The 8,029-nt window shown below is 74.9% G+C and carries 8 protein-coding genes, 1 rRNA gene and 3 pseudogenes; 5 read left to right on the top strand and 7 right to left on the bottom strand.

All coding sequences use genetic code 11. From position 1 onward, the window contains the following. Positions 1-864 precede the first annotated feature (864 nt). Entirely contained in the window at positions 865-1,461 is a 597-nt protein-coding gene (locus ACIQOV_RS16830) for an alpha/beta hydrolase (protein ID WP_401049222.1), read from the bottom strand. A gap of 296 nt (positions 1,462-1,757) precedes the next feature. Further along, positions 1,758-1,937, bottom strand: coding sequence for a hypothetical protein (locus tag ACIQOV_RS16835; protein WP_401049232.1), 180 nt, complete (start codon positions 1,935-1,937; stop codon positions 1,758-1,760). A gap of 34 nt (positions 1,938-1,971) precedes the next feature. Between ACIQOV_RS16835 and ACIQOV_RS16840 the strand changes: the two are divergent. After that, positions 1,972-2,196: pseudogene (locus tag ACIQOV_RS16840) on the top strand (phosphatase PAP2 family protein); the annotation flags it as partial. Between the two features lie 204 nt (positions 2,197-2,400). On the opposite strand, the gene ACIQOV_RS16845 reads toward ACIQOV_RS16840, so the two are convergent. Together ACIQOV_RS16845 and ACIQOV_RS16850 are read right to left on the bottom strand one after the other, a co-directional pair. Then, complete coding sequence (locus ACIQOV_RS16845) at positions 2,401-3,105, bottom strand: response regulator (RefSeq protein WP_401049223.1); 705 nt, start codon at positions 3,103-3,105, stop codon at positions 2,401-2,403. Between the two features lie 61 nt (positions 3,106-3,166). After that, complete coding sequence (locus ACIQOV_RS16850) at positions 3,167-4,714, bottom strand: sensor histidine kinase (protein WP_401049224.1); 1,548 nt, start codon at positions 4,712-4,714, stop codon at positions 3,167-3,169. Positions 4,715-4,762: 48 nt separating this feature from the next. Here ACIQOV_RS16850 and ACIQOV_RS16855 point away from each other — a divergent pair, with 48 nt between their 5' ends. Beyond that, positions 4,763-5,113, top strand: coding sequence for a hypothetical protein (locus ACIQOV_RS16855; protein ID WP_401049226.1), 351 nt, complete (start codon positions 4,763-4,765; stop codon positions 5,111-5,113). Between the two features lie 103 nt (positions 5,114-5,216). Next, positions 5,217-5,450 (top strand): hypothetical protein, encoded by a 234-nt coding sequence (locus ACIQOV_RS16860; RefSeq protein WP_401049228.1) that lies wholly within the window; start codon positions 5,217-5,219, stop codon positions 5,448-5,450. 23 nt (positions 5,451-5,473) lie between these two features. On the opposite strand, the pseudogene ACIQOV_RS16865 reads toward ACIQOV_RS16860, so the two are convergent. Then, positions 5,474-5,998 (bottom strand): annotated as a pseudogene (locus ACIQOV_RS16865) (serine hydrolase domain-containing protein); the annotation flags it as partial. Here ACIQOV_RS16865 and ACIQOV_RS16870 point away from each other — a divergent pair. Then, positions 5,946-6,254 (top strand): LysR substrate-binding domain-containing protein, encoded by a 309-nt coding sequence (locus tag ACIQOV_RS16870; protein WP_401049230.1) that lies wholly within the window; start codon positions 5,946-5,948, stop codon positions 6,252-6,254. The pseudogene ACIQOV_RS16865 and the gene ACIQOV_RS16870 overlap by 53 nt on opposite strands. A 199-nt stretch (positions 6,255-6,453) precedes the next feature. Beyond that, positions 6,454-6,690 (top strand): annotated as a pseudogene (locus ACIQOV_RS16875) (carboxylesterase family protein); the annotation flags it as partial. On the opposite strand, the gene ACIQOV_RS16880 reads toward ACIQOV_RS16875, so the two are convergent. Both ACIQOV_RS16880 and ACIQOV_RS16885 read right to left on the bottom strand, forming a co-directional pair. Continuing rightward, positions 6,689-7,579 carry a transglutaminase-like domain-containing protein gene (locus ACIQOV_RS16880; protein ID WP_380539746.1) on the bottom strand — a complete coding sequence of 297 codons (891 nt, stop codon included), beginning with the start codon at positions 7,577-7,579 and terminating at the stop codon, positions 6,689-6,691. The pseudogene ACIQOV_RS16875 and the gene ACIQOV_RS16880 overlap by 2 nt on opposite strands. A gap of 373 nt (positions 7,580-7,952) precedes the next feature. After that, a 23S ribosomal RNA gene (locus ACIQOV_RS16885) occupies positions 7,953-8,029 on the bottom strand; the annotation flags it as partial.

The raw sequence follows: 8,029 nt of genomic DNA on the forward strand, positions 1-8,029 counted from the left end.
CCCTCTACCTCTCCCTCTCCCCCGTCCTCGGCATGGACCGCGCCCTCGCCCTGTGCCTGGGCATCCAGTTCCTCGGCTCCTTCACCATCCTCTACCTGACCACCCGTCTCCCCCGCTCCATCGGCTGAACCCCGGCCTGCGGGGCCACCCTGGCCCCGGCGACGGCGACGGCGACGGCGACGGCGAAACGGCCCCGCGATCGGTACCACCGGCCGCGGGGCCGTCGGCGCTCCCGGGGCCGGCCCGGCCGGGGGCATCGCCCAGTCGCTGCTCGTCACCTGCTGGCACGTCGGCATCGCCACCGGCGGCCTGGCCGGCGGCCTCCTCCTCGACCACGTCCGCCCGACCGCCCTGCCCTGGTCCGCCCTCGCGCTGCTGGCCGTCCGCGCGGCCGCCACCCTCGTGGCCGCGCCGCACGCCCGCCGTGCCGTGGAGCCCACGACAGCCGGAGTCCCCGTTCGCCGACGCCCTGCTCACCATGCGGGAGGAGGACCGTTGATCCACCTCGACTCCTGCGCGCTCCTCACGCTCCTGATCCCTGAGAACGAATCCACCGCTCCGCGCGCATTCCTCGACCGGCGCGCCGGCCAGGTCGAGGCACCACCCGCACTGATCCGGGTCGGCGCACCACGGGACGTGCCGGACACGCCGGCCGACCTGCTCGACCGGCTGCTCCGCGTCCGGCGCTCCGATGCCGTGCCCGGGGCCGCCTGCCGGACCCCCGACCGGCAGTTCGGTCGCCTCGACGCCGTCGCCTCGGCTCAATGCCGGGTCGGCCAACCGCCTCCCGATGAGCGGGCGTCCGGGAGCACCGACCGCGTCGGGCGTCCCGGACGTGTCGGGACCGACCGCTCCGAAGGCGGGCTACCGTCCCGCGTCCAGGGCCGCGACGAAGCGGTCCAGCCGGGAGGTGACCTGCCGCAGGGCGTCGATCGAACCCACGGGGTCGTCGGGCAGTTCGAGGCCGTGGTCGGCGGCGGGCAGTTCGAGGACCTCGTGGCCGGTCGCGTCGGCGGTCGGGCGGCTCCACAGCCTGTCGGCGGCGCCGCCGACGAGCAGGGTCGGCGCCCCGGTGCGGTGGAGAGCACGGACCACGTGGTCGACGGTCAGGACCGGGGTCAGCCAGGCCGCCGGGAGGTCCCGGTCGGCGGCGACGGAAGCGGCGAAGGAGCCGAGGGACTTGCCGACGACCAGGCGGCAGGCGCCGTGCTCGGCGTCGACGGCCCGGGCGGCCTGCCGCTCGACCCAGGCGATCCGCTCCTTGGGCTCGAACTCGCGGAACCCGTCGGGAAGTTGCCACCACAGTTCCTGGACGGTCCAACCGTGCCGGAGGAGCACCGCGCGGGCGAAGTGGAGGAGGGGTCTGGCGGGTGTGTACCCGACACCGGGGAGGACGAGCGCGACGCGGTCGGGGGCACCCCCGAAGCGGGTGGGGACGGCCGGCGGGGACGGATTCGGCATGGGCGCAGACTACGTGGCCGGCGCGTGTGACGTGCTGTCAATCCTGACCATCGTCAGGGGCGCCGCTTGACTTTCGGGTCGGGTGGAAAGGGCTCTTCGGCTTCTACCGTCCGGACCATGACGTACACGGACAGGAATGCGAGGAAGACCGGCGCGACAAGGGGCGCGGCCAGGCCCAGGCCCGTCCTCGCCGCGGCCATGCTCGGCGCGGGGGCCGGGGCGGTGGCATGGCTGGCGCCGGAGCGGGGCGGCGGGGCGGGGCCGGCTCGGGTGTCGGCCGGGTGGTCGGCCGACGGCTACCGGCGGACGGTGGAGGCCGTCAACGATGCCCCGCATGCGGTGGCCTCGCTGTCGGGGCCGGCCACCGAGGTCGGGCTGCTGGTGCTGGGGCTGCTGCTGGCGTTCTGCTGGTGGACGGCCCGGGCCCGGCGGGCCGCCGGGGTGGTCGCGGGGGTGGCGCTGGTCGGGCTCGGCACGGTGCTGGCCTACGGGGCGAGCGAGGTGCTGAAGGTGCTCCTCGACGAGGAGCGGCCCTGCCGGGCGCTGGCCGGGTTGCCGGGCACGGCGGTCGCCGAGTGTCCACCACCGGGGGACTGGTCGTTCCCCAGCAACCACGCCACCCTGGCGGTCGCGCTGGCGACGGGGCTGGTGCTGCTGCGTCCGCGCTGGGCACTGCTGGTCATACCCGTCGGCGGTGCCACGACCGCACTGCGGGTGGCGGCCGGGGTGCACTACCCGCACGACGTGCTCGCCGGTGCCGCGCTCGGCGCCACGGTCACGGCGGCCGCGGTCCTCACCCTGCGGCCGGCGGCCACCACCGCCGTGACGGCCCTGACCGGGGTGCCGGTCCTCGGGCGGCTGTTGTCGGCACCGTCGGCACCGTCGACACCGGACCGGGGCACGGCACCGGGCCGGGGCACGGCACCGGGCGCGCCGGGCTCAGTCCCGCGGGCCGCCCGCGCAGGTCGCGCCGAGGGTCAGCCCGGCCTCGTGGGCGAGGACGGCGGCGGCCGCCCGGTTGGCCACACCCAGCCTCGCCAGGATGGAGCTCACATGGGCCTTCACGGTTCCTTCCACCACCCCCAGCCGACGGGCGATCTGACCGTTGGACAGCCCGGCGGCGATCAGCGTCAGCACGTCCCGTTCCCGGCTGGTCAGGGCGGCCACCTGTTCCCGGGCGCCGGCACGCCGGTCGGCGGGGCGGCCGGCCCCGGTGGCGGCCAGGTGGGCGACCACCCGGGCGGCCACCTTGGGTGAGAGGTAGGCCGCCCCTGCCGCCACCGCGCGCACCCCGGCGAGCAGTTCCTCGGGCTCGCCGGACTTGATCAGGAAACCGTTCGCACCGCCGCTGAGCGCGCGCAGGATGTAGTCGTCCTCACCGAAGGTGGTCAGCATGAGTACTCCGGTGGCCAGGCCGTTCCGACGGATCTCGGCAGCCGCCGTGATGCCGTCCGTCCCGGGCATCCGGATGTCCAGCACGGCGACGTCGGGCCGGTGGCGCCGGACCAGTTCGACGACCTCCCGGCCGTCCCCGGTCTCGGCGACGATCTCGATGCCCGGGTCGGTGGTGAGCACGGCGCGCAGTCCCGCGCGGATCATGGGCTCGTCGTCGGCGAGCAGCACCCGGATCGGTGCGGTGGTCATCGGCGGCTCCTGTCGGTCGCTCGGTACGGAGGTGGTGCGGGGAAGGAGGTCGTACGGGAGGTCAGGAGACGAGCACATCACGCGAGACCAGCCGGGAGTCCCGGAAGCAGAGCCGGTAGGCGTCGCCGGCCCGGTCCACGAACAGCTGGGCGGTGATGGCGTAGTACGTGCACGAGACCCCCTCTCCCGCCGGCGGTGCCGGCGTCGACGGCCCGCTCGGCGGGCGGTACGGCAGCCGGTGGCCCGGCAGCAGCCGCTCGACCGAGGCCTGCTCCTGCCCCACCTGGAGGGAGGCGAAGACCCCCGGGTCCAGCACCGACAGGCTGACCACGTAGAGCGTCCATACTCGCAGCGCCACGGTGAGCAGCACGGCCGTCGTCAGCGGGACGAGCACCACGGCGGCCAGCGTCCGGCCCACCCTGCGCCGCGCCTGCCGCAGTTCGCGGACCGGCGACGGCGGAGCGGGGGGCAGCGGCGGGACGGGCCCGGCGGCACGGCGCGGCAGGTCGGCCACGACCTCGAACCCGCCGTCCGCGCGGGCCCCGTGGGCAAGGGTGCCGCCCGCGAGCCGGACCCGCTCAGCCAGCCCGACCAGGCCGCGACCGCCGGTGGGCGGCGCGGCGGGCACGGCGGCGGAAGCTGCGGTGGGGGTGCCGGTGGACGCTCCGGTGGGCGTTGCGCCGCGCGCGGTTGACGCGGGTGCCGGCGACGCCGCACCGAGGGCGGCGGGCGCGGGTACGGGCACAGTCGCGGGCGCGGGCACAGTCGCGGGCGCGGGGCCGTTGGCCACCCGCAGGCGGACGCCGTCGTCCGAGTACGCCACCTCCACGGTGACGGACGCTCGCGGTGCGTGCTTGGCGGCATTGGTCATGGCCTCCTGCACCACCCGGTACGCGGCGTGCTCGGTGGCGCGCGGGAGCCCGTCCGGCTCCCCGCTGATCTCCGAGCGGACGTCCAGTCCGGCGGCGGCCGCCTCGGCGACGAGCTGTGGGATGTCCGCGTCGGCCGGCCCGTGGGCCGTGGGAGTGCCGCCCTCCCCCACGTCGCCGTCGCGCAGGATGCCGATCACCTCGCCGAGCCGGTCGACGGCGGCGGCCGCACCCGCCCGGATCTCCTGGACGGCCTCCCGGTGGGGCGGGGCCAGGCCGGGGGCGAGCTTGAGGGCCCCGGCGCGCAGGGCGATCAGACTGAGGTCGTGCCCGAGGGCGTCGTGCATGTCCTGGGCGATCCGGGCCCGTTCGCGCAACCGGGCCTGCTCCGCGACGAGTTGCCGCTCGCGCTCCAGCCGCTCGGCCCGCTCCCACCCGGCCCGCACGAGCTCCTGCGACTGCCGCCAGAACCGGCCCAGCAGCCACGGGCCCATCCCGGTGCTCACGGCGAGCGCGACGAACCGCAGGCCCAGAACGATCCAGGAGGGCACCGAGCCGACCACCAGCACCCCGGCCGCCACCAGGACGCCGAACACCACCGCCGCCGGCCGTACCCGCTCCATCCGCAGCCCGGCCAGGAAGGAGACCCCGATCGCGGGCAGCGCCCACCAGAGGCTCGTGACACCCAGCCCGATACACACCGCCGCCACCACGGGCAGCGCCGCCCCACTCATCCGCATGCCCACGACCCTACGAAAGCCGTTGCTGCGGCGGATCTGTCGAAAGTCATGCCCGAGCCGCCCCGCGCACGGTGGTCCAGGGCCTCCTGGACCAGCGGCTCCGTCGCCCGGGACGCGCTCGTCCGCGACGTCACCGGTTCGCCGAAGGCCGACGAGTCCCTGGTCCACGGCGTGATCGGGGAACTGACGGCCGCCGGCCTGTCGGAGCAGGACCCGGCGGATTCCTCCCGGCTGCGCCTCACGGCGGCCGGCCGCGGACTGTACGAGCGCACCACCGCCGAGTCCGCCGGGATCACCGCGCGGCTGTACGCCGGGATCCCCACCGAGGACCTCGCCGTCGCGGGCCGCGTCCTGGCGCGGGTCACGGAACGCGCGAACGCCGAGCCCGCCCGCACCTGAGGCCCCGCACGGCCGTACGGCGAATTCGGACGATTCGAGTGCGGCCGTCGAACGTCCGTGAGATAAAAGTCAGACGCACTCGAACCGGGGGAACGGTGACGTCATGGCTCTCGTCCTGGTGTTCCTGCTCGTGCTCGTCGGCACGGTCGTCGGTGCCACGGTCTTCCTGGTGCTCCGGGAACGCGCTCGCCGGCACCAGTTCGACGACGCCGAGGGCCTGCTGATCGAACAGCAGCGGACCGCCCAGGCCACGCGCATGCGGGCGACGTACTCCAGCATCTCGGTCCACCACGGCACCGGCGTGATCGGCGACGAGGGGAACCACTACCGCTCCTGACGGCTCCCGGCCCGGCGGCCGGCTCAGCGGCACAGGGCGGCGTCCACCACGTCCTCCAGGTGCCGGGTGACGGCGTAGTCGGCCGGAATGGTGGTCACCGCGATGTTCACGGCGCGCCCGTCGTCGGTGGCGCCGCCCCGGGTCTCGTAGCCCGGAATGTCGCCGCCGTGCCCCCAGTAGACCCCGCCGCAGGAGAGCGGCCGGCTGAAGACGCCCAGCCCGGAGCCCATGCCGCTGTCCCCGACCGGGACGGTGGTGCGCATCTGGGCGAGCTGGGCGGCGGGCAGCAGGCGGTCCGGGACCAGCAGTTCGGTGAAGAAGCGGTCGAGGTCCGCGTTGGTGGAGATCATCTGCCCGGCCGCCCAGCCCGCCGACGGGTCCAGCTCGGTGAAGTCGGTCAGCGGCCCGTCGGCGGAGTCCTTGCGGTACCCCTTGGGGTGGGCTTCCCGGATGGTCCGGTCGCCGGCGGCCGGGAAGTAGGTGTGCCGCAGCCCGATGCGCCGGACGATCCGCCGGTCGATCTCCTCGGCGAGCGGCCGGCCGGTCACCGGGCCGCTCGTGGCCAGCGTCGAGCAACTCCTGGAGGTGGTCGCGCTGGGGCAGGCGGTGGCGTTCCTGGCACGCTCCACCACCGAGCGGTACCAGCGCCCGGACATCGCATACCGGCCGGTCACCGGCCTCAGCCCCAGCGCGGTCATGGTCGCCTGGCCGGAGACCTCGCGATCCGCAGCCGTCGCCGCCTTCGTCCAAGCCGCCCACGACGTCGCCGCCCACCAGCCCGACCACATGACCGCACTGGCCTGACCGGGGGCACTCACCCCTCGCCGTGACGATCACCGCAGGACCGATGTCAGACAACCACCAGCGCGAAGAATGGCCAGCACCCCCCTCACCCGCCACCGCCGTGCGCATGCCGCCTCGGCCCCGCGTTCCGGCGCATCGCTCGGCTGTCGCCCCGAAACCTCGTCGCGCGGGCACGCGTCGCTGAGCCGGACTGCGGGCCATGAACGATCAACCATGCGCTGTCGAAGCGGTCTACCGGACGGCGAGCGGCCGTGTACGGGGCAGCGACCTCGGCGGCGGGGTCACGGCCGTGCTCGGCATCCCGTACGCGGCCGCGCCCTTCGGTGCCCGCCGGTTCCGGGAGCCGCAACCGGCACCGGCCCGGGCCGGCGTCCGGGACTGCACGGACTTCGGGCCCATCGCCCCCCAGCCGGCGCAACTGCCCGGATCCCCGGTCAGCGCAGGGTGACCTCGCGTGGGCCGTTGAACGGGGCCAGGGACAGGACCGTCTTCGGGGTGCGCAGGGCGTCGTGCTCGGCGAAGAGACGGCGGACGGCGGAGACGTCGACCGGACCGACGGTCAGGTGGGCCACCTCGTCGTACGGGGCGTGGGGCGTGTTGGTGGAGTCGGTGCCCCAGGTGTCCCAGAGGAGCGTCTCGACCTTGTTCAGGGCCGCGAGGTCGAGCCGGGTGGAGTGGGCGACGAACCACGCGCCGTTGAGCGGGCCCTCCTCGGGCGGGTGGACGCCAAAGGAACCGGCGGCCGCCCGGTCGGAGCGGATCGTGCGCCAGGCCCGGCCGGCGACCAGGAAGCGGTCGCGCGGGACGTCCATCGGGTCGAAGTCCACCCGCCAGGCGGCGGCGACCTTCGGGTCGGCCAGCTGCGGGTCGGCGAGCAGCCAGCCCCGCCGGTCGTCCCAGTACTCGGTGGCCACGTGATCGCAGTGGAAGCCGTCCGGGCCGAGGTAGCCGGCGAAGCCGCAGCGCAACCGGGCCGGGATGCCGACGTGGCGCAGGAAGGAGCAGTGCAGCAGCGCCAGGTCCCGGCAGACGCCGACGAAGCGGTCGGCGGGCGCCCGGGGATGGCTGAGCGGGGCCGGGTCGCGGTCGGTGATCAGGTGCAGGATGTCGTCGAGGTAGCGGGTCTCGGCGTCGTGGTGGAGCCGGTTCGCCGGGATGGGGTGGTGGAACAGCCAGCCTTCGAGGCGATGGATGATCAGGTTCCGGGCGATCCGGGCGAGTCGGCGGGGGTCCTTGGGGAGATCGGCGTAGCGGGGGAGGTGGGCGCCGGGGTCGGAGAAGACGCTCTGTCCGAGGTAGAACGCGGGGAAGTCGGCGGAGGGCACGGGGAGCTCCCATGGGGCTTCGGCCGCATGATCGATGGCTGGGCCGCTGGTGCTCACCGTGGCAAATTTCGGGGGTGATTGTCCAGAAGAGCCCGATGGGCAGGGGTGGTTCGGCAGATCGGTGTCGTTCGGCGGGTGGGGGTCGTCCGGTGGGAGGGCGTGGTCGGGTCGATCGGGATGCTTCGGCGGGTCGGGCGGGTCGGGCGGGTCAGTCGGGCGATTGGCGGGTCGGGCGGTTCAGTCGGGCGGTTGGCGGACCGGGGTGGGGACGGCGCCGCCGTCGAGGTACTCGACCCGGACGCCGGGCAGGGTGCGGGACCACGCCGTGGCGAGCGGGGCGAGCCGGGCGGCGGAGAGCGGCGCGGGGCCGAGGCCGATCGGGAGGTGGGACCGAACTGTCTCACGACGTTCTAAACCCAGCTCGCGTACCGCTTTAATGGGCGAACAGCC

The sequence above is a fragment of the Kitasatospora sp. NPDC091257 genome (assembly GCF_044757675.1).
Taxonomy (GTDB): Bacteria; Actinomycetota; Actinomycetes; order Streptomycetales; family Streptomycetaceae; genus Kitasatospora; species Kitasatospora lactacystinica.